10 protein-coding genes and 4 pseudogenes are annotated in these 19,227 nt (G+C 69.4%); 9 read left to right on the top strand and 5 right to left on the bottom strand.

Annotated elements, in window-relative coordinates; translation table 11 throughout:
* Window positions 1-10 precede the first annotated feature (10 nt).
* Both ACGFML_RS28555 and ACGFML_RS28560 read left to right on the top strand, forming a co-directional pair.
* Window positions 11-1,954: an ABC transporter ATP-binding protein gene (locus ACGFML_RS28555; RefSeq protein ID WP_393548472.1), complete on the top strand. Its 1,944-nt coding sequence runs from the start codon at window positions 11-13 to the stop codon at window positions 1,952-1,954.
* A gap of 154 nt (window positions 1,955-2,108) precedes the next feature.
* Window positions 2,109-2,826: pseudogene (locus ACGFML_RS28560) on the top strand (transposase).
* Here the strand turns inward: ACGFML_RS28560 and ACGFML_RS28565 are convergent.
* From ACGFML_RS28565 to ACGFML_RS28575, 3 genes and pseudogenes are all read right to left on the bottom strand, one after another.
* Window positions 2,726-2,952 (bottom strand): annotated as a pseudogene (locus ACGFML_RS28565) (helix-turn-helix domain-containing protein); the annotation flags it as partial. The pseudogenes ACGFML_RS28560 and ACGFML_RS28565 overlap by 101 nt on opposite strands.
* Window positions 2,949-3,458: a hypothetical protein gene (locus ACGFML_RS28570; protein WP_393548474.1), complete on the bottom strand. Its 510-nt coding sequence runs from the start codon at window positions 3,456-3,458 to the stop codon at window positions 2,949-2,951. The gene ACGFML_RS28570 and the pseudogene ACGFML_RS28565, both read right to left, overlap by 4 nt.
* Window positions 3,459-3,479: 21 nt before the next feature.
* Window positions 3,480-4,550 (bottom strand): MerR family transcriptional regulator, encoded by a 1,071-nt coding sequence (locus ACGFML_RS28575; RefSeq protein ID WP_393548644.1) that lies wholly within the window; start codon window positions 4,548-4,550, stop codon window positions 3,480-3,482.
* A 209-nt stretch (window positions 4,551-4,759) separates the two neighbouring features.
* Here ACGFML_RS28575 and ACGFML_RS28580 point away from each other — a divergent pair.
* Both ACGFML_RS28580 and ACGFML_RS28585 read left to right on the top strand, forming a co-directional pair.
* A pseudogene (locus tag ACGFML_RS28580) lies at window positions 4,760-4,891 on the top strand (flavin reductase family protein); the annotation flags it as partial.
* Window positions 4,891-5,286 (top strand): annotated as a pseudogene (locus ACGFML_RS28585) (aldo/keto reductase); the annotation flags it as partial. The pseudogenes ACGFML_RS28580 and ACGFML_RS28585, both read left to right, overlap by 1 nt.
* 624 nt (window positions 5,287-5,910) lie before the next feature.
* Here ACGFML_RS28585 and ACGFML_RS28590 read toward each other — a convergent pair.
* On the bottom strand, window positions 5,911-6,150 hold the full coding sequence (locus ACGFML_RS28590; protein ID WP_393548476.1) for a hypothetical protein: 240 nt from the start codon (window positions 6,148-6,150) through the stop codon (window positions 5,911-5,913).
* A 204-nt stretch (window positions 6,151-6,354) separates the two neighbouring features.
* Between ACGFML_RS28590 and ACGFML_RS28595 the strand changes: the two genes are divergently transcribed.
* The 5 genes from ACGFML_RS28595 to ACGFML_RS28615 all read left to right on the top strand — a co-directional run bounded on the left by ACGFML_RS28595 (window position 6,355) and on the right by ACGFML_RS28615 (window position 16,368).
* Window positions 6,355-7,635 carry an exo-alpha-sialidase gene (locus ACGFML_RS28595; RefSeq protein ID WP_393548478.1) on the top strand — a complete coding sequence of 427 codons (1,281 nt, stop codon included), beginning with the start codon at window positions 6,355-6,357 and terminating at the stop codon, window positions 7,633-7,635.
* Between the two features lie 595 nt (window positions 7,636-8,230).
* Window positions 8,231-10,828, top strand: coding sequence for a class III lanthionine synthetase LanKC (gene lanKC, locus ACGFML_RS28600; protein WP_393548479.1), 2,598 nt, complete (start codon window positions 8,231-8,233; stop codon window positions 10,826-10,828).
* A 226-nt stretch (window positions 10,829-11,054) separates the two neighbouring features.
* Window positions 11,055-12,317, top strand: coding sequence for an MFS transporter (locus ACGFML_RS28605; RefSeq protein ID WP_393548481.1), 1,263 nt, complete (start codon window positions 11,055-11,057; stop codon window positions 12,315-12,317).
* Window positions 12,314-14,431 carry a prolyl oligopeptidase family serine peptidase gene (locus tag ACGFML_RS28610; RefSeq protein WP_393548483.1) on the top strand — a complete coding sequence of 706 codons (2,118 nt, stop codon included), beginning with the start codon at window positions 12,314-12,316 and terminating at the stop codon, window positions 14,429-14,431. Before ACGFML_RS28605 ends, ACGFML_RS28610 begins: the two co-directional genes overlap by 4 nt.
* Entirely contained in the window at window positions 14,428-16,368 is a 1,941-nt protein-coding gene (locus ACGFML_RS28615) for an FAD/NAD(P)-binding protein (protein ID WP_393548485.1), read from the top strand. The genes ACGFML_RS28610 and ACGFML_RS28615 overlap by 4 nt, the downstream gene beginning before the upstream one ends.
* On the opposite strand, the gene ACGFML_RS28620 is transcribed toward ACGFML_RS28615, so the two are convergent.
* The gene (locus tag ACGFML_RS28620; protein WP_393548486.1) at window positions 16,359-19,022 is read right to left on the bottom strand and encodes a LuxR C-terminal-related transcriptional regulator; all 2,664 of its coding nucleotides are present in this window, start codon (window positions 19,020-19,022) and stop codon (window positions 16,359-16,361) included. The genes ACGFML_RS28615 and ACGFML_RS28620 overlap by 10 nt on opposite strands.
* Window positions 19,023-19,227: the final 205 nt, after the last annotated feature.

A 19,227-nucleotide genomic window follows, 5' to 3' on the forward strand; every position in this document is an offset into this window, starting at 1 on the left:
GTAATGGGTAATGGGCCCCTTCAAGGGAATGGGATTTGCCGGCCAATCCGGCTCGCTATTTCGTCGTGACGAAGGATTCCGGGATCACGAGGATCCACTCTTCGGGGCGCACAGCGAAATGGTTGGTCAGCTGGCGTCCGCCGATGGCGAGGTGCCCGTAAGTAAATCGCTGAGTGGCTTGCCGCGTGTGGTTGGTCTCACCCTGGGGCTCGCGTGGCAGGTGAGTCCGCTGTCTGTCGTATTGCTCGTCGTCGTGCAAATCTCTATCGGGGTCACCTCGGCGACAGGGCTGCTCGCGGCCAACAGCGCCTTGGTCGAGTTGCTTCGGCCGCCCATCGATGAGGGGCGGTTCCGTGCGGCCGTTCCCGGGATGGTCATCATATGCGTAGCCGTAGCTCTTTCCGGTGGAATGCGAATTCTTCAAGAATTCCTGGTCAACCGGATAGGTCCGGAAATGGGGACGATGGCGGGGCGAATGTTGCTCCGGAGTGCGGTTTCCGCTGAGCTCGCCATCGTCGATGATCCTGATTTTCACAACTCGATGGCGCTGGCGAAGACGGGTTCGCGCAACGTTGAAACCGCCTTCGGTCACGTGATGACGATCATCGGGTCCGCGTGTTCGCTCATCGCGGTTGCGTCGACGCTTGGTTCCTTGCATCCGGTACTCTTCGCGCTGAGTTGCGTAACCGGCATACCGAGAGGGTTCAGCGCTGTCAGAGCCGCCCGCCGCCACTATCTGTCCGCGGTGCGGTGGATCGAGAACACGCGGAAGATTGATCTCCTTTCCGCTGTGATGACCGAGCGCGACAGTGCGGAGGAAATTCGAGTCCATAATATCGGCGGCTACCTGGTGGAGAGCTTCACCAGCTTGTCCGGGAGAGCCCTTTGGGAGCAGCGTAGGCTGGCGAAGCGCACCGCTGTGGACTCGCTCCTTGCCGGCTCGGTGAGTGGACTGCTGACACTGGCCACCTACGGCGCGATGGGGATCCTCGTCTGGACGGGTGACCTTTCCTTGGCCAATGTGGGTACCGCTCTCCTGGCCATTCCGGCTTTGAGCGGCGGCGTCACCACGTTTGTGACGGCCGTCAACGTCATGGTCGAAAATGCCCTGTCGATAAGCGAATGGCACGCGGCCTGCTGCCGAATGGAGGTCTCCGAGTCGTCGTCCGAAGCGGGACCTCTCGTGCAACAGGTTCAGGAAATAAGGGCCGAGGGGATTTGCTTCAGGTATCCCGGTGCTGATCGCGACGCATTGTCGGACGTTGACGTAACGGTGAGATGTGGTGAGGTCGTGGCCTTGGTCGGCGTCAACGGGTCGGGTAAGTCGACCCTGGCAAGGGTGCTGGCTGGGCTCTATCTGCCTTCCCATGGATCGTTGACATGGGATGGTCGGCCCGTGGCGGCCGTGGAGCGCGCGAGTATTTCTTCGCAGGTCTCGATGTTGGCACAGAGGTTCGTTACGTGGCCTTTCACCGTCCGCGCCAACGTCGGGATCGGGCGGCCGGAAAATTCTTGGGACGACCAGGCCATTGACAATGCCCTGCGTCAGGCGAACGCGATGCATCTCGTATCGTCCTTGAAGAGCGGAAAGGATACCCTCCTTGCGTTGAACTTCAGAAACGGCGTTCAGTTGTCGGGCGGACAGTGGCAACGTATTGGACTTGCCCGGGCGGAGTACCGAGATGCGCCGTTCGTCATCCTGGACGAGCCGACAGCAGCCCTGGATCCGGAATCGGAGATCGAGGTCTTCTCGCAGGTCGCCAAGGCGGCAAGTGCCGGCAAGGCGGTTCTTCTCGTCACGCATCGGCTGGCTTCGACCCGCATTGCGCACCGCATACATGTCATGAGCCAGGGGCGCATAGTGGAATCCGGAACCCATGAGGATCTTCTGGATGCCGGGGGAGTGTACGCGGGAATGTATCGACTTCAGGCCCGGCAGTTCGACAGTGACTGACGACAACGGCACTTGCAACGGCTGACGCGGTGAGGCGATCCGAGCCGGTGGCCGTGTCCTCGTGAGCAGGCGAGTTGCGCGAGCCGAGCATATTTGCTCCGGGGATGTGAGGTTCGCGGTACCTGTGCCGTGACGGTGGTCTGACGACGCGGCGATGCCCAGTCGGTCCGCTGACCGACGGGCATCGCCGTTGATGTCGTCTGGGCGTCACGGTGGTACTCCACCCGGAACCACGGACGGGCGCCGATGGGCGGCGCCGTCGTGGTTCCCCGGATACCGGCTGCGGATGTGGGCTGTAGATGGCACCTGGGAGCGGGTGTTCAGCACGCTGATGGCCCAGGTCGACGCGGACGAGGACCTCAACTGTGGGGTCTCGGTGGACTCCACGATCGTGCGGGCTCACCAGCACGCGGCCGGGGCCCGCAAAGGGGGCCGCCGGCCAGGCCGGTGACGTACCCGCTTTCGAGGAGGTCATGACCCGGCGGGTCCCTCGGCGGCGTGGCTCCCCCCACACCACGCCGGACGTGGTCCTGGCCGACAAGGCGTACTCCTCACGGGCCATCCGCCAGCACCTGCGCAAGCGAGGAATCCGTGAAGTCATTCCTGTCCCGGCCGACCAGCAGGCCCACTGCCTGCGACGCGGCAGCCGGGGCGGCAGGCCACCCACCTTCGACCGCGAGACCTACAAGCAGCGCAACACCGTGGAACGGTGCATCAACCGCCCCAAGCAGTGGCGCGGCATCGCCACCCGCCACGAGAAGACCGTCATGATCTACCTTGCCGGAGTCCGCATCGCAGGCAACTCTCCCTGTGGTGCGGTGTGGAAGAGCGGTCCTCGAGCCCGAGTTCGCCGTGGCGCCGGTATCGGTTGACCCACTTCGATGCGCACGCCCGGGAGATCCCCATCTCGGCTGCGACGTGGGCGATGGGCCTCGTGCGGCAGCGCTCGATGAGGCGACGCCGCCCCTCCACGGTGAGGGGGCGTTCTTGTGCGTCACACAGGGGAACCGGGCGCAGAGGCTCGCCGTGTGCGGTCCCGCCCGGCGATTGCCTCGGCAACGTCTTGGATGGCGCCACGAAGCAGGTCACCGTAGGGATCCTGAGGAAGGTTGGGGGCGTGCTCTTTGGCCGCGTTGATGTGCTCGGTGGCGGCTTCGAAGGAGCCGAGTCGGCGGTAGTTGTCGGCAAGGTTGAGGTGCAGGGAGGGGTAGAAGCCGGCGATGTGGAGGCTGGCGTGGTGTTCCTGGACGCGCTGCTCGGTCACGGCGTCGGCAGCGTCCAGGGCCCGGACGTCCCAGGCCAGGGCCCGGGCGGGATCTTCGTAGAGATCTGCGAGGTAGTGAGCGAGAGAGCAGCGGTGCAGCGGGTCACCGGTGACACCGATCGCGGACCACAGGCTCAGGAGCTGTTGGCGGGCGGCAGCGGTGTCACCGGCTCGGCCTGCGGTGACGGCTTGGCCGATGGCTTCCATGGTCGGGTCGGGGCTGGCGGGTGCGGTGGTCATGGATGTTCCTTGTCGTCGTTCTCAGACGGAGTGGTCGGATTTGATGGGCATGGCCAGGGTGGTGAGATCGCCGCGGTCGGCGGAGCGGATCGTGACGGGCTGGTCGTTTCCCCGCAGGTCGAGCATCACGTCGGGGCCGATCGAGGTGCTCACGGCGGGATAGAGCGTGGTCAGTTCGAAGCAGATCTGGAGGGTCTGCCCCGTCGCGGTAGCCGGCAGCGGGATGTCGGGGTGTTCGTCATCCGCTGACACGACGTTCACTCCGTGGTCGGCAACGTGCAGCGCGATGCGGTCGCCGGGATGTTCTTCCAGAGCGCGCAGGAGCAGATCCTTCGAGACCGTCACACGGGTGGTGACCTCACCCAGTGACGCGAGCATCAGGCGATAGTCGGGGAATTCCTCGGGCAGCAACCGGCAATGCCGGTCCTCCCGGTCGGCCACGCGGAGCCAGATCCCGTGCGGCACTGCTTCGAGTTGCACCAGCGCGCTGCGGCGGATCTCGGCGACCGCGGCCCGCAGCTCGTCGCCGTTGACCGTGCCGGCCCAGGTCTGCCTCGGTGGTTGCGTCGGCACCAGGGTTCGGGTGGAGAGCCGGTAACGGTCAGTCGCGGTCAGGGTGACCGCCTCATGGCTTGCCTCGATGCGCAGGCCGGCGAGAACCGGCATCCCGGGCTCATGTGCGGTCGCGGTCAGGACCTGCTCGACCGCATCCGCCAGCACGGGACCCTTCAGCGCCGTAATCGGAAGACCTGGCTCATTGCCGAGCGCGGACTTGATGTCAGCAGCTTTCTGCTGTGCCGCCGCCGCATCATCGACGATCTTGGCAACATGCTCGTCGAGCAGCCGCGCTGCCTCGTCGGCCCCGGCGTCGAGGACCGCCTCGACCGCAGCGAGGGGCATGGTGATCTCGCGGAGCTGACGCAGCGCGGTCGCCCGCGCCACCTGGTCAGCGCCGTAGTAGCGATAGCCCGAGATCGGGTCGACTTCGGCAGGGGGCAGCAGCCCGGAGTCGGCGTAGAACCGCAACGCGCTGGAGGTCAGACCACTGCGCTGGGCAAAAACCCCGATTGACATCAGCTCAGAATTTGGCACCTCGCCATCATTGAGCTTCAACCAACTCGAAGGTCAACACCGACGAGCGGTGCCACCAACCTCATGGCCAGCAACAACTAGGCGTCCACCGGTGTCGGCTCCTGGTGCTCGGCGGCTGCGATACCAGGCACTTTGCGTCGCACTCAGGGGTTTGGGGTGCCGTGGATCCGCTGTAGGATCCGCGGCCGTCCGTGTGGATACTGATCACCATGCGTACCGACTTTGATCCCGCTGCCATGTCCCGCACCGAGTTCTACCGGCTGCTGACTGCCGTGGTGGTGCCTCGGCCCATCGCCTGGGTGTCCACCACGTCCGCGGACGGCACACACGACCTTGCCCCCCGCAGGTCAACCAGATCGAGACCCACCCCTTCTTCCAACGCGCCGACTACCAGGACCTCATGCGCGAGCACGGGGTGCAGATCCAGTCCTGGGGCGGTTTCGCCGAGGGCAGGAACGACCTGTTCACCAACCCGCTTCTGGCCGAGGTCGGCAAGGAGTACGACAAGTCGGTCGCCCAGGTCGTCCTGCGCTGGCTGACCCAGCGCGGCGTCATCGCGATCCCCAAGTCGGTGCGGGCCGAGCGCATGGCCGAGAACATCGACGTCTTCGACTTCCGGCTCACCGACGAACAGCTGGCCCGGATCGCCACCCTCGACACCGGCAGCTCCCTGTTCTTCGACCACCACGACCCCGAGATGGTCACCTGGCTCGCAGGGTGCCGCCTGGACAGCTGAAGGCGTCACCAGATGCCTGGCCGGCCGCGGGTGCCCTCAAGCGAATGCCCGGGGCACCCGCCCGGCTCCCACACTTTCCACGGTTTATCGGGAGCCGTCCACCATGATCACGCCACAGCACCACGCCGCCCTGCCGAGCCGGCGCACAGTTCTGCGCGGCGCGTTGGTGACCGCAACTGCCGCCTTGAGCGCGAATACGTCCGAGCACCCATGATCATGACGAGATTCACCGAAGCACTCGACTTCAGTGGCAAGGCCGTCCATCCGACCACCACCTACGCCATGAGCGGCCTGGCACCACGGAACGCGACTACGCCGCCTCCTGTCCCGGTGCGACCATCGCCGAGGGTCTCGCGGTACGCGGCGAAGAGGTCAAGGACGCCGACACCGAAGTGGAGGCGTGGCTGCGACGTATCGGGCTGCCCGCCCGGTGACCGGTCCTGCCGAGAAACGTCGCGGCCGCCCGGGCGGATGCCAGGGGCTGACGGCTACTCGTCGTCCTCGTCCGCATCGCCCGTGGCCGGGTCCCGCGGCGGGCGCAGACCGCTCCCCGGCGGGGACGGTGGTGGATCTCGAAGCTGAACTTCGCGTCCTGCCCGGCCTTTTCCATTCGGCCATCAGCTGTCACGCCGCGTCCAACGCCCGTACCCACATGGCAAGTTGCTCCTCGACCGGTTCGTCCGGCCTGAGGCGGAGCAGGACGTCCTCGGCCACGGCCGCCCACTGCTCGCCGTCCAGCAATTCGGCCGCGGGTCGGGCCGGCGGTCCGACGGCAAGGCGATCCTCGGACGGTGTCGCGGCCGACTGGAAGCCGGCAGCCCGACGCGATTCCGCCACCCGTTCCCGCCACGTGATCACAGGCACCTGCACCTGCACCTGCTGGAGACGTACGGCAATGGGCGACCTGCCGCCGCGCCTCCGGACTGCCACCCCGCCTCACCCCTGTGACCGTGTAGCGGGCGTGTCACCGTGTTGCCGGTCCTGTCACCATGCACCCGGCCCTTCGCTGCTGAACAGCGTGCTGTGACAGCGTGGCATGAACAACGATCTTCGATTGCTGGGGAGTTCATGCCCTTCGTACGCGCGCCCTTCGGCCGGCGCAGCCTCCTCTTGATACTCGGCTCGTCCCTCCTGTGTGTCCTGCTGGCGGTGGTGGTCACACAAGCTGTCGTCGGCGGGGAGGGCAAGGGTGGCGGAGGCGGCACGGGAGGCGGAAAGGGGAGCGGGGGCTCCGCGTCCACCGCCGCCGAACCGTTGCAGGGGACGGCGGGAGTCTCGGCGCGCCGGCCGCTGCAGAAGGAGCCCGGGTTCTACCCGCGGGTGATCCGGCTGCAGCACAGCGGAGACGCCAACGGCCGCATTCTGACCTCGAACGTCGCCTTCCGGGGGAAGGACGGGGTCGGCGTGATCCGCGAGAGTTCCGACGAGGGGAAGACGTTCCGGGAGGTCGGCTCGGTCGCCGACCCGAAGGGCGCCGACGGCAAGGGGCTGTGCTGCAGCACGCTGTACGAACTGCCGCAGCGGATCGGTGACATGCCTGCGGGGACGCTGCTGTGGGCGGATTCGCCGGGCCAGAGCGAGAAACCCCGCACGATGTCGATCCGCGTCTTCAAGAGCACCGACCACGGACGCTCCTGGTCGCATCTGTCGGTCGCCGCGTCCGCCGGGAACGAAGGCGGCCTGTGGGAGCCGGAGTTCTCCATCGACGCGCAGGGCAACCTCGTCTGCCACTACTCGGACGAGACCGACCCGAAGCACAGCCAGAAGCTGATGGCGGTGCGCACCTCGGACGGTAAGAACTGGAACGGACGGCACCCCACCGTCGAGAGCAGCCAGGAGCCGGACCGGCCGGGGATGGCCGTCGTGCGGAAGGTGCCGGACGGCACGTACGTCATGGTCTACGAGATCTGCACGCCCGGCGGGAAGTACGCCTGCGTCGTGCACACCCGTACGTCCGAGGACGGCTGGGAGTGGGGCGAGCCGTCGGACCCGGGGACACGTCCGGAGACCGCTGACGGTCACTACTTTGCCCACACACCGACGCTGGCGTGGGCTCCCGAGAGCGGCAACCCGCAGGGCAAGCTGATGCTGATCGGGCAGGTGACTCGCGACCGGGACGGCAAGCCGAATTCCGGCGGCCGGCGGACGTTCTGGACCAACAGCAAGGGCGGGGAAGGCGCGTGGCAGTCCAAGCGCGCTCCGGTGACGGTGAACTCCGGTAAGGAGGACTCCTGCGCCAACTACAGCAGCGCGCTGCTGCCGGCAGCCGACGGGAAGAGTGTGCTGGAGATCGCCACCGACAACGTGGACGGCGCCTGCAAGCCCTTCTACGCGCAGGGTCCCGCCTGAGGTGAGGCGGGGCCGCCCGGGCGTTCGGTGCGGGAGAAGTCCCGACGTCTCGACGTGGCGGCACCTGTCGCGCGGCCACTTGCGACGGTTCGACGATCCGCCCGGCTGCGAGGCCAATCGGGAGCCGATGACGGCGCGTTGGGTGACTCGCTCCGAGCCGGGCCGGCGGCTCGTACTGGGCCGCGCGCTGCAGATCCGCGGTGCGTTCAGCGCGAACTGCCCGGAGTTGACGTCGAGCCAATTCTCGCGGCGGCCCGGGCTGCCGGCCCGGCTCCGTCCCTGAGCCCGGGCCGCCGCCGGCTGCCGCTATGGACCCGGCGCCGGGTGCCGGTTCGTGGGAGTGTGCGCGCTCGCCTGCCTGCCGCTCGTGTGAGTACGGCATGTGCGGCATGGGGTGAAGCATCCCCTTTTAGGGCGCTCAGCGACCTCATCTCATGCTGTTTGGGCAAGTGAGCGAGCTGTCATTCGATTGAGCGATACGCATGGAGTCGTGATTACTCTCCAAGCGCATTTTCGGCGATGGAATTGTCATTCCTGCAAGGGCGGTGAGCCGGAGATCGGCTCCCCGCGGACCACTCCACCCGAAGGGACGACCATGAATGAATTGGCTCATGTTCTGGGAGCTGGTCCTTTCTACGTCCCGGCCGGAACGGAATCCGGGAACGACGTCCCCTATCTCCCGCAGGGTCTGCCGACCGACTGGCGGAACACCCTCTCCGGAATGTGGCGGCAATGGCATCCGGGCGGCGGACCGCACGTCGAGGCGCAGGGTTGGAAGGTGCACATAAGCGCCCGCGCCCATCGGGCGCAGCAGGTGCTCGACATAGTGGCGCCGCTCTGCGCGGAGCACGGTGTGGTGTTCAAACACCTGGCCACACCGCTCCACTTCGTGGTGATGCACCACAAGCACGCCGCGCGGTCGCAGGCGGGCAAGTTCATCGCCGCGTATCCCGGTGACCCACGGACCGCCTTGGGGCTGATGCGCGATCTCAAGGAGGCGCTGGCCGGTGAAGAGGGCCCGTACGTTCTGACCGATCGTGCCTTCGAGGGATCGGCCTGCGTGTACTACCGCTACGGTGCCTTCACTTCGCAGGGCCGCATACGACCTGACGGATCCTTTGAGGGAACGGTCATCGATGCGAACGGACACGCCGTCGTGGACGGCCGGGACATCGGATTCGGACTTCCACCCGGCATCACCGACCCGTTCCAGGAGCCGATGGCGGCCCGGACCCCCCGGGCCGGCGAGGTGTCGGTGGGGGGCTGCACGATCGAACGCGTCGTGCGGTTCAGCAACAGCGGCGGAACGTACCAGGGGATCCAGCAATCCACCGGGCGGCGGGTGTTCCTGAAAGAGGCCCGGCCGCACGTCGGCCTGGTCAGCTTGGAAAGCGACGCACGCCGGCGGCTGCAATCAGAATTCCGGGCCTTGACAGCTCTGCACGCGATACATCCCGGATTGTGTCCCGAGCCCGTCGACTACTTCACCGAGGGCGGACACGAATTCCTGGTGACGGAGTTCGTCGAGGGGGAGACCCTCAATGGATGGACGGTGCGGAATAATCCGGTTGTCAACAGCACCGTCGCCGCAGCGGAGTTCGCGCAGTATTTCGCGGCCTGCGAGAAATTGATCGACGCACTGCGCGAAGACCTCAGGCGCCTCCACGCTGCGGGCCACGCCTTCATCGACCTCGGTCCGGACAACATCCTGGTCCAGGACGGCGGCGTGCCACGGCTGGTGGACTTCGAGACCGTCGCTCCCGTCGACCGGCTGCCGGCGCTGATCGGCGCGGTCGGATTCTTCGATCCGGAACTCGCCGGAACCGACCCGTTCGCACAGGACGAGCACGCCCTGTCCTCCGTGGCGTTGTACCTGCTGGCCCCGGTGCAGGCGACCGCGGACCGCAACCCCGCCGTGCTCGGGCATCTGCGGGCCCTGTTGGAGCGGGTGAACCCGCCCCCGAACGCGCTGTGGGACCAGGTCCTGCGCCGACGGGCGCCCCTGAGGCTGTCCGCACCCACGCCGTTCGTGTCCCCGGAGCGGCTGGCGGCCGCCCCCACGGGGCAGCTGAGCGTCCTCAGGGATGATCTGGTGCGGGGCATCCTGAGCGCGGCGGATACCGGGAACGGTGTCACGCTCTTCCCCACCGTTCCCGACGGCTTCGCGACCAACACGCTGGGGGTTCGGCACGGTTCGGCAGGCGTGCTGCACGCGCTCCAGCGGTCCGGAACGGAGGTGCCGGACGCGATCGTCGCCCGTTTCACCAGGGATGCCCTCGCGTCCCGGACAGTCCTGCCCCCGGGGCTCTTCAGCGGCTCGGCGGGCCTGAGTTGGGTCCTCGCCGAAGCCGGCCGTCTCGACGAGGCGGCGGCGCTGCTGGGGTGCGCCGTGGACCACCCGGTGCTGCGCGACTGCCCCGACTTCGCCCATGGGCGTGCCGGAGTGGCGATGGCGTGTCTGCGGCTCCACGCGGCGACGGGCGAGGGCGGATACCTGGAGCGAGCCGACGAGTTGCTCGCACCCTCGCGCGACGGGACCCCCGGCGACCTGGCGACCACAGGGCTGGCCACCGGGCCCGCGGGCCTCGCCCTCGCCCTCTCCTACCTGTACCGGCTCACCGGTGACGAACCGGCTCGTGCGCGGGGGAGAGGACTGCTGGACCGCGACCTCGCGCGGGGCACGTACGACCATGGCGGTCTGCTGTTCCCTGTATCGGCGAAGGACCGCAGGCTCATGCCGTATCTCTGGAGCGGGAGCGCCGGGATCGGCATGGTGGTCGAGCGTTACCGTTCGCTCGGGGACGACGAGGATCTGTCCCGTGCCGCAGCCGGGATCCGAACGGCCGCGAGCTGCCTGTTCACCCGCGCCGGCGGTCTGTTCCAGGGGCTTGCCGGACTGGGGTCCTACTGGTCCGACGTCGCCCGGCGGACCGGCGACGAGTCGGCCCGCGCGATGGCCGAGGACGTGGCGACGCGCCTGTTCGTGCACCTCGTTCCCACCGAAGACGGCACGTATCTGAACGGGGACCCGGGGATACGGCTGAGCTGCGACCTCGGCAGCGGCTCCGCGGGTGTGCTGCTCTTCCTCGACCACCTTCTACGAGGCACCGCCGACCCTCTGTTCACCCTCGACGCACACGTCGAGCGGGACCCGGTGCCGGCGTGTTCCCTCCCCTCAGACTTCCCGGGGTGATCTCTCCGGGAGAGGCGGTCCATCCGACCGTCGTTCGTTCAAGAAAAAAGGATAACGATCATGATCAACGTCATTGAGCTGCAGCAGCTGGCCACCGAGACCGACGACGCTCCGATGCCGCCGGAGAAGAGCACGCTCTCCGTCGCCTGCTGACCCCGGCCGTGGGCCGGGCACCCCAACCCGCCCGGCCCACGGCCACGCAGAACCAAGGACGGAGACCGCCCCGATGAGCAGCACGGACTTCCGGAGATACTGGTGGGCCGAGGTGGCCTCGCAGTTCGGGACGGTCCTCACCTTCGTCGCCGGCACCACGATCGCGGTGGAGTCCCTCAACGCCTCGACCACACAGACCGGGCTGCTGACCGCGGCGGGATATCTTCCCGCAGCCCTCTTCGGCCTCTGGGTGGGCGGAGCAGCGGACCGGGCCCGGCGGCCTCGCAGGCAGCTCATCCGCTGTGATGTCGTCGCGGGAAGTCTGCTGGCGGCCACAGCTCTTGTGGCCGCGACAGGCCACCTCTCGGTCCTCTGGCTGGTCGGCCTCACCCTGCTGCTGGGCGGCATCGCCGTATCGGCGGAGACTCTGTACTTCCTGCACCTCCAGGGTTTGGTGCCGGCCGGAGAACTGACCCGGGCGCGGGCCACGCTGCAGAGCGGAGAGTACGGGGCCAGGCTTGCGGGCAACGCGCTGGCCGGCCTCACCGTCGCCGCACTGGGCGGCGCCGCCGCCTATGGCCTCGACGCCCTCACCTACGCGCTCAGCGCCGTGCTGCTGCTGAGCATCCGCCGGCCCGACGCCCCTGTCCTCGAAGACCGGGCGACGTCGGAAGGCTCGCCCTCTCGTCGTGGGGCAAGGCTGCGCGGTCTGCTCCGCCGGGGTTCGTTCCTGAAGGCGGTCTTCGGCCTGCTCATGCTGCAGTCGGCCGCGACCGCCGCAGGCGCCGCGCTGCTGGGCCCCTTCCTGCTGCGCGATCTGCACGTCCCGGCCTCCCTGTTCGGCCTCGCCTTCGTGGCGACCGGCCTGGCGGGCATGCTCGGCTCATGGGCCGGGCCACACCTGACCCGGCGGGGCGGCACCCCTCGTTGGTTCCTCCTGGCGAACGCCGCACAGATGCTGGCGTCCGCCGTGCTCGCCACCGCAGGCGGGCCCCTTCCGCTGGCCGTCGCCACGGCCGGATGCGGACTCGCCACGGCGAAGTTCTCCGGGGCGATCGCCAACATCTGCCTCTCCACCGTGGTGCTGGCCGACAGCGCCCCCGGCAGCCTGGGCCGCACCGTTGCCCTCCTGCGGAGCGCCTCGACCGCGTGCCAAGTGGTGGGCGCACTCGGCGCCGGACTGCTGGCCTCCGTCATCGGGACCCGGACAACCCTGTGGTGTGCCGCGGCCCTTCCGCTGCTCACCCTCCCCTGGCTGATCAGGGTCGTACGCACCCCCACCGGCAAGGGCCCGGATCCTGCCCCCACAACACTCACGGAGAAGGCGGTGTCATGACCCCCACGCCTCGGCCCGAGCCGGCGCGCCCGGACAGCGTTCCGTACGCGCCCGACCACCCGGACGGCTCACACCGTCGCGCCCACCGGCACGGCACCGACAGGGCCGAGAGCCGGGGCGGCCCCGACGGCGCCGCGCCCTCCGTCAGCCCGCGCGCACCGTTCCGTGAGGTCGTCCACGGTCATACCGTGGACGACCCGTTCCGGTGGCTGGAAGACGGCGCCTCGGATGCCACCCGCGACTGGCTGGAGCGCCAACAGCGGTTCTCCCAGTGCGTGTTGGCCGCCCTTCCTGGCAGGGAGGCCGTGGAGCGGACCCTGACGCATCTCATGGCCCAGGGGGCGCGGAGCCCGGAACGCGCCGTCGGTACCCGGGTCTTCCGGGAAGTGATCGACGCAGAGGCGGAACACCCGGTCCTGGGCGTGTTCGAGGCGGCACGCGAGGACGAAGCCGTCGTCCTGTGGCGGCAGTCGGCCCTGGCGTCCTGGGAACCGTCTCCCGACGGCCGTACCGTCGCCTGCCAGATCCTGGAGGGCGGACGGGAGGACCGCACCCCGCTGCTGCTCCTGGACGCGACGACCGGAGACCTACGCAACCGGATCCCGCGTACGCGTCACAGCCCGGTCGCGTGGCTGCCGGACGGGAGCGGCTTCTTCTACGCCGCCACCGACGAAGACGGTGGGAGTCAGGACCTCTGGCTGCACCGACATGGCCGGGACCGGCGGGTGTTGCGCGGTACCGACGATCTGGACCGCTTCCGGGCCCGGGTGTGGCACGGGCGGTGGCTGACGGTGGAGATCCGCCGCGGCAGCGAGACCCGCAACCGGCTGTGGCTCGCCGAACTGGGCGAGGAACCGGCCCACCCCCTCTGGACGCCGTTGCAGGAATCGGCCGACGCCGTCTCCACGGCCCATGTCGCACGCAGCGGAGTCGTCTTCCTCGCCACCACGCACGGGGCGCCGGACGGGCAGGTCGTGGTGGTGGACCCGAACCGGCCGGGCCCGGAGAACCGGACGACCGTGGTCCCGGAGGAACCCGGGGCCCCGCTGACACACCTGTGTCTGCTGGACGGCGCCCAGGAACGCCGCCCGCCCCGGCTGCTGGTCGCCCGCACACGAGCCGGGGGGCCGGTGCTCTCCGTCCACCAACTCGGCGGGAACGTCCCGCCGCGCACACTGCCTCTCCCCTCCTCCGGCACCGTGCTCTCCCTGGAGCCCGCACCGCACGGCGGGGCACGACTGGGCTGGACGAGCTGGACGACACCGCCGATCGCGGTCCCCCTCGACCCGGACTCCTCGCCCGCCGTGAGATTCCCGGACGCCGGACCGGAGCCCCTGGAGGAGTGGCGGGAGTTCGCGCCCTCCGCCGACGGGACCGGGGTTGCGCTGACCCTGCTCGCCCGACGCGGCCGGCCCTCCGGGCCGCTGCCCACCCTCCTCCTGGGCTACGGCGGCTTCGGCCACGCACTGACCTCGTCCTACGAGTCGCTGGTCCTGGCCTGGGTGCGGGCGGGCGGACTCGTCGCGGTCCCCGATCTGCGGGGGCCCACCGCGAGGGCGGGCAAGCACAGCACCTTCGAGGACCTGGAAGGTGCGGCCGACCACCTCCGCCGGCGGGGGCTCAGCGCCCCCGACCGGCTGGCACTCCTGGGGATGAGCAACGGCGGTCTGACGATGGCCGCTGCCATGGTGCGCGATCCCGGCCGGTACGCCGCGGTGGTCGCCATCGCTCCGCTGACCGACATGGTGCGCTACGAGCAGAGCGGACTGGGACGCTCCTGGCGGCACGAGTTCGGATCCGCCGCCGACCCCGACCAGTTCCGGCACCTGCTCTCCTACTCGCCGTACCACCGCATCGAGCACGGGCGGCCGTACCCGCCGACGCTGCTCATCACCCTCCAAGGGGACACCCGCGTCGACCCGCTGCACGCCCGGAAGTTCTGTGCCCGGCTGCAGAGCGCGTCGAGCGGCGACGGCCCGTACCTCCTGCGCTCCTACGGCGACAGCGGGCACACCTCGATGGCCCGCAGCGCACGCCACCGGATGAGCTGCGACGTGCTGTCCTTCGCCGGGCAGCACACCGGACTCGCCCTCACCCGGGCGGTCACCGCATGAGAGCGGGTACCTCCCTGAGCAGCGCCTCCCTGCGTGTCGTCGTCATTGGCGCGGGCCCGCGAGGCATCGGCATCGTCGAACGTCTGGCGGCACGACGCCCGCAGGGGCCGGGAATCCTGCACCTGGTGGACCCCCACCCCGACGGCGGCCGGGTCTGGCGGCAGGACCAGTCCTCGCTGCTGTGGATGAACTCGCGCTGCGGCGACGTCACGCTGCTCCCCGACGAGAGCGTCCGGACCACCGGCCCCCTGGCAGTGGGGCCGACGCTGTACGACTGGGCGTCGCGCATCGCACCCCGGTGGTGCACCGATCCGGCGCTGCTCGCCGAGGCGGGTCTCCTGAAGCCCCACAGCTACGCGAGCCGCCGCCTGTGCGGCGCGTATCTGAACTGGTGCCTGCGGACGTCACTGGACGCGCTGTCCTCCGGATGGACTGTCGTGACACACGCCGTGCGCGCACGGCACCTCCGCGAACGATCCGACGGTGCGCTCGACGTCCACCTGGAGGGCGGCCGCCGCCTGGCGGCGGACCGTGTGGTCCTCGCCCTGGGCAACCTCGACGGCGCCCCCTCGCCGGAGCAGCGGGCGCTGGGGACCTTCGCCGAACAGCACGGAGGCCGGTACTTCCCGCCCTGCTACACCGCGGACCTCGACCTGTCCGGCATACCCGCCCGGGACCCGCTCCTTGTACGAGGGCTTGGCCTGGCGTTCCTGGACCTGCTGATCCTGCTGACAGAGGGGCGAGGAGGCGTCTTCCGCCGGGACGCGTCCGGAGTACTGGCCTACGAGCCGTCCGGCCGCGAACCGACGTTCATCGTCGCCTCGCGCCGGGGGCTGCCACCCCGCGCCCGCCCCGCCGTGCCACCGCTCACGCCGGAGCGGACCGCGCCCGTCCTGCTGGCCGACGCAGAGGTCCGAGCAGCTGCGGAGCGCATGACGAGCGGTGGCGAGGCCGGGCGGCGGGCCGCCCTGGAGGAGCTCTGGCAGGCCGTGGTGCGCGAGATGGCCTGGGCCCACTACGAGGAGCTCTTCACCAGGGATCCGAGGGCCGGACACATGGGGTGGGAGGCGTTCGCGGCCGTGCTGCGAACCACCCCCGTCGAGAGCCCCGCCTGGCCCCTCCTCGCCCGGCACATCAGCGACCCCGCCGACCGGTTCGTCGAACCCGGCCTCACCCCGGCCGTGTTGCCGGTCATGCCCTCCGCCGACCGGCTCACGACCTGGATGCAGCGGCACCTTCACACCGCGGTACGACAGGCCGGCGACCCCCGGCGCACCACCGACGGCGCAGCCCAACAGGCCATGGTGCGCGCGGTCGAGACCATCATCGGGGTGCTGATGAGGGAGCGGGCAGCGCTGGACACGGAAGCGCGCCGGCTCGTCGCGACGCTGGCCGGACTCGCCCGGCGCGCCGCCGCCGGCGCGCCCGCACTGCGGATCGAGCAGCTCGCCGCGCTGGCACGATGCGGCCTGGTCCGCTTCGCCGGCGGAGAGCCGGCCGTGGCGACCGAGCCGACCACCGGGACCTTCGTCCTGCGCACCCGCACACTGCCGGGGGAGGAGTTCCGGGCGGCACGCCTCGTGGACGCCTGGCTGCCTGATTCCGACGCCATCGCGGATGCCTCGGGGCTGCTGCGCCGTTCGGCAGGAGACGGACTTGTCCGGGTGACCACACCGGCCACGCCCGCCCACGGCGCGAAGCTTGCCACCTGCCGGAAGACGTTCCACGTCCTCGATGGCCACGGGACGCGCGACGACCGGCTCGTCGCTCTCGGCGACCATGCGGACTCGGGCGCGCTGGGGTCGCTGTCGCGGCCGCACACGAACGCCGCGTTCTTCCGGCAGAACGACAAGGTCGTCGACTGGCTGTGCGCGCCGGTCGAGGCGAGGGCGGGGGCCTCGACCAGGAACGTTCCCCGGGGCGCCGATCAGGGGTGAGCGGAGGAGCGGGGCGTTGTTTCCCCGAGCTTCCGGGCGAGTTCGCGCCTGTTGGTCACCCCGAGCTTGGCGTAGATGCTCTGCAGATGGTTGTCGACCGTCCGGACCGAGATGGTCAGGAGTTCGGCGATCTCGCGGCTGCGCATCGTGGCTGCCGCGAGGTGGGCGATCTCGGCCTCCCGTTTGGTGAGCGCCGCCGCGGAAGCGGAGAGCACGAGGCCGGGAGTCTGCGCGCCCTCGCACTTCCCGATCAGCGCGAGGGCTCGGTTGGCCGCGGAGGTCGACCGCCGTGGTTCGCCCGCCAGTTGCCAGGCCGTACTGGCCTGGGTCATCGCCTCGGCGGCCAGCAGCGGTGCGCCCATGGCGTCACACTCGTCCGACACCTCGCTGAGAGCATCGGGGGACCGGTCCGCCAGAGCTGCGGCGAGACGCGCACGAGCCGGTGCCAGGCGACCGTCGCACAGGTCCGCGAGTTCCCCCAGGCGTCCGCTCACCTCCCGGGGCGCGCCGAGCCGCGCGACATCGGTGAGCAGCAGCCCTTCGGACATCAGCTGCCCTGCGTCGCGTGCCGAGCGGGCCGCCGACATCAGTACGGACCGTGCCTGACTCACCCGCCCCTGGGCGGCGAGCAGCCACGCCTCACCCAGATGTTCCTGACCGGCGAAGAACCCCATGGGGGGTTGGCCGGCGATGTCCCTGAGAGCCGCCGCCGCGCTTTCCGTGTCGCCCTGCACAGCGGCCGAGGCCGCCAGTCCGGAGAGGACGATCTGCAGTGCCTTGGTGTGGCGGTGCGCGCGGGCCATCGCGAGAGCCTCCGCGAACAGCCGGCGAGCCGTACCCGGCCGGCCGGCCATCCAGGCCGACCTTCCCATGTGCAGGCAAAGCCACAGGTATTGCATGGGTTCCGCGGAGCGCACCACGTCCTCGTGCGTAGCCGCACCGACCGCCGCCGCCTCGTCGAAGCGGCCCGCCTCCGACAGGGCCATGACCAGGGTGAGTGCCTGCGATCCCGGATGCGGCAGATCTCCGGTCCCCTGGGCGGCGTTGGCCTGCTTCACCGCATGCTCCGCGAACTCGATGGCGCGAGCGGTCCTGCCGACGGCGGCGGAGGCGGCGGCCTTCCATGTGGCGCAGAGGAGCCAGAGCACGGGGTCCGCGGCGTCGTCGATGCGGTCGGGCAGCTCGGACAGCAGAGCGAGACCGCGGACCGGGTCTCCCGAAGCGGCGAGCATATGGCCCTTGTTGGTGAGCAGCGTCGTGGTGCTCCCGGAGCCGGACAGGTGCGTCAGGGCCTCGTCGTTCACGGCCAGCGCCCGGTCGACCTGAGCGCCCGACCAGAAGAGATTGAAGGTGCGTGCACCCGCCGTCATGAGCTTTTCCCGCTCACTGCACGCATGCCGGTTCGCCCGCGCATACGCGGTCTCGGCCTCCTCCCACGCACCCAGGTTTCGTTGCGCGTTGCCCAGCAGCAGGTCCGACCGCAGATTCCTGCTGCGTTCCGGAAGCTTTTCGAGCAGGGTGACGACCTGCTGGTTGTCGTTGCCGAAGGCCGCGAAGGCGGCTGCCTCGACCAGCAGCGCCGGATCCGTGGTTCCGTTGACGGCGAGTTCCCAGGATGCGAGCCGGATGGCGTCACCGCGGCGACGGCCGCCGTATCCGCGGGTGCGCGCGATCTGCTCCTGCAGCACGGTCCTTCGGCGCATCGTCGGCAGGGCATCTCGCAGTACCTCGCCGTAGACGGGGTGAGCCAGAGCCACGGTGGTGCGGCGCCCCTCCGCGGTGGCGACGAGGAGACCGGAGCTTTCGAGGCTCTGCAGCATGTCGCGGGAGGTCATGTCGACCGCATCGGCCTCGGACACCTGCTCGCAGAGGGCGAGTGCCTCCAGCAGGTGACGGGCGGCCGGCGGCATGTGGAGCAGGCGGCCCTGGACAAGATCGCGCAGACGCCGCGTCACACCGGAATGTGTCTCGGCGAGATGCCAGACCTCCCCGTCGAAGGAGAGCGCTCCGGTGTCGAGGGTGCCGTGGACCAACTCCCTGAGATAGAGCGGGTTTCCGCGGCTGGCGGAGAAGAGGTGGTGCCGGGTCGAGAGGGACACCGGGGCCCCGAGAGCGGCTTCGAGCAGAGTCGCGGTCTCCGGCGGGGAGAGTTCTTCGAGATCGAAGCGGTGAAGATTCCCCGCAAGGCCGCTGATGGCTTCGCCGGGGGCGGTCTCGCTCCGGATCGTCGCGACGAGGAACACCGTTCCGGCATCCAGCAGCTGCCGCAGGAGCACGGCGGAGGTCGTGTCCAAGAGGTTCAGGTCGTCGAGCCAGAGCACCAGCTTTCCGCCCTTCGAACCGGCGAAGGACCGCGCGGCCGACTGAAAGGCCCGGACCGGCTGCTCCGGGTCCAGGTCCGCGGGTAGCAGATGGGCCAGGGCTCCGAAGGGCACTTGAGCGGCGCCGACGGTGGCTATCGCCTTCCGTGTGGGCATTCCGGAATTTTGGGCGATCCGCCAGAATTCAGCGGCGAGTCGAGATTTTCCGACCCCGGACATGCCGTGGATGACGCAGCCTTCCGAGCCTGTTGTCCGCAGAATACGTCGAAAGCTGCGCAATTCCTCCGACCTCGCCACGAGCGGCCATTCTCGGGCAACGTCCGGAATTTCCATGTCGTCTCCACGTGGCAGGGGATCGCGTAGTGCCTCCGCCGGGTGCGAGGGAGAAACGCAGCGTCCTCGCGCGTCACTCTCAGCCACCGCGTCGCGACACCGCGACCTGGCCCAACAATAGCTTTCCGGCTCCCGCCGGACATCGGGAGAACGCGCTCGGGCGCGATGCCACCGCCTGGGGTGTCGGCCTCGGCTCGGGGTTGCT

This window comes from Streptomyces sp. NPDC048650 (assembly GCF_043199095.1).
GTDB lineage: Bacteria > Actinomycetota > Actinomycetes > Streptomycetales > Streptomycetaceae > Streptomyces.

Excerpts from the sequence above, each read along its gene's own strand:
- ACGFML_RS28555 (WP_393548472.1), top strand. The coding sequence starts at position 11 with ATGGGCCCCTTCAAGGGAATGGGATTTGCCGGCCAATCCGGCTCGCTA.
- ACGFML_RS28570 (WP_393548474.1), bottom strand. The coding sequence starts at position 3,458 with ATGACCACCGCACCCGCCAGCCCCGACCCGACCATGGAAGCCATCGGC.
- ACGFML_RS28595 (WP_393548478.1), top strand. The coding sequence starts at position 6,355 with ATGCCCTTCGTACGCGCGCCCTTCGGCCGGCGCAGCCTCCTCTTGATA.
- lanKC (WP_393548479.1), top strand. The coding sequence starts at position 8,231 with ATGAATGAATTGGCTCATGTTCTGGGAGCTGGTCCTTTCTACGTCCCG.
- ACGFML_RS28605 (WP_393548481.1), top strand. The coding sequence starts at position 11,055 with ATGAGCAGCACGGACTTCCGGAGATACTGGTGGGCCGAGGTGGCCTCG.
- ACGFML_RS28610 (WP_393548483.1), top strand. The coding sequence starts at position 12,314 with ATGACCCCCACGCCTCGGCCCGAGCCGGCGCGCCCGGACAGCGTTCCG.
- ACGFML_RS28615 (WP_393548485.1), top strand. The coding sequence starts at position 14,428 with ATGAGAGCGGGTACCTCCCTGAGCAGCGCCTCCCTGCGTGTCGTCGTC.
- ACGFML_RS28620 (WP_393548486.1), bottom strand. The coding sequence starts at position 19,022 with ATGGAAATTCCGGACGTTGCCCGAGAATGGCCGCTCGTGGCGAGGTCG.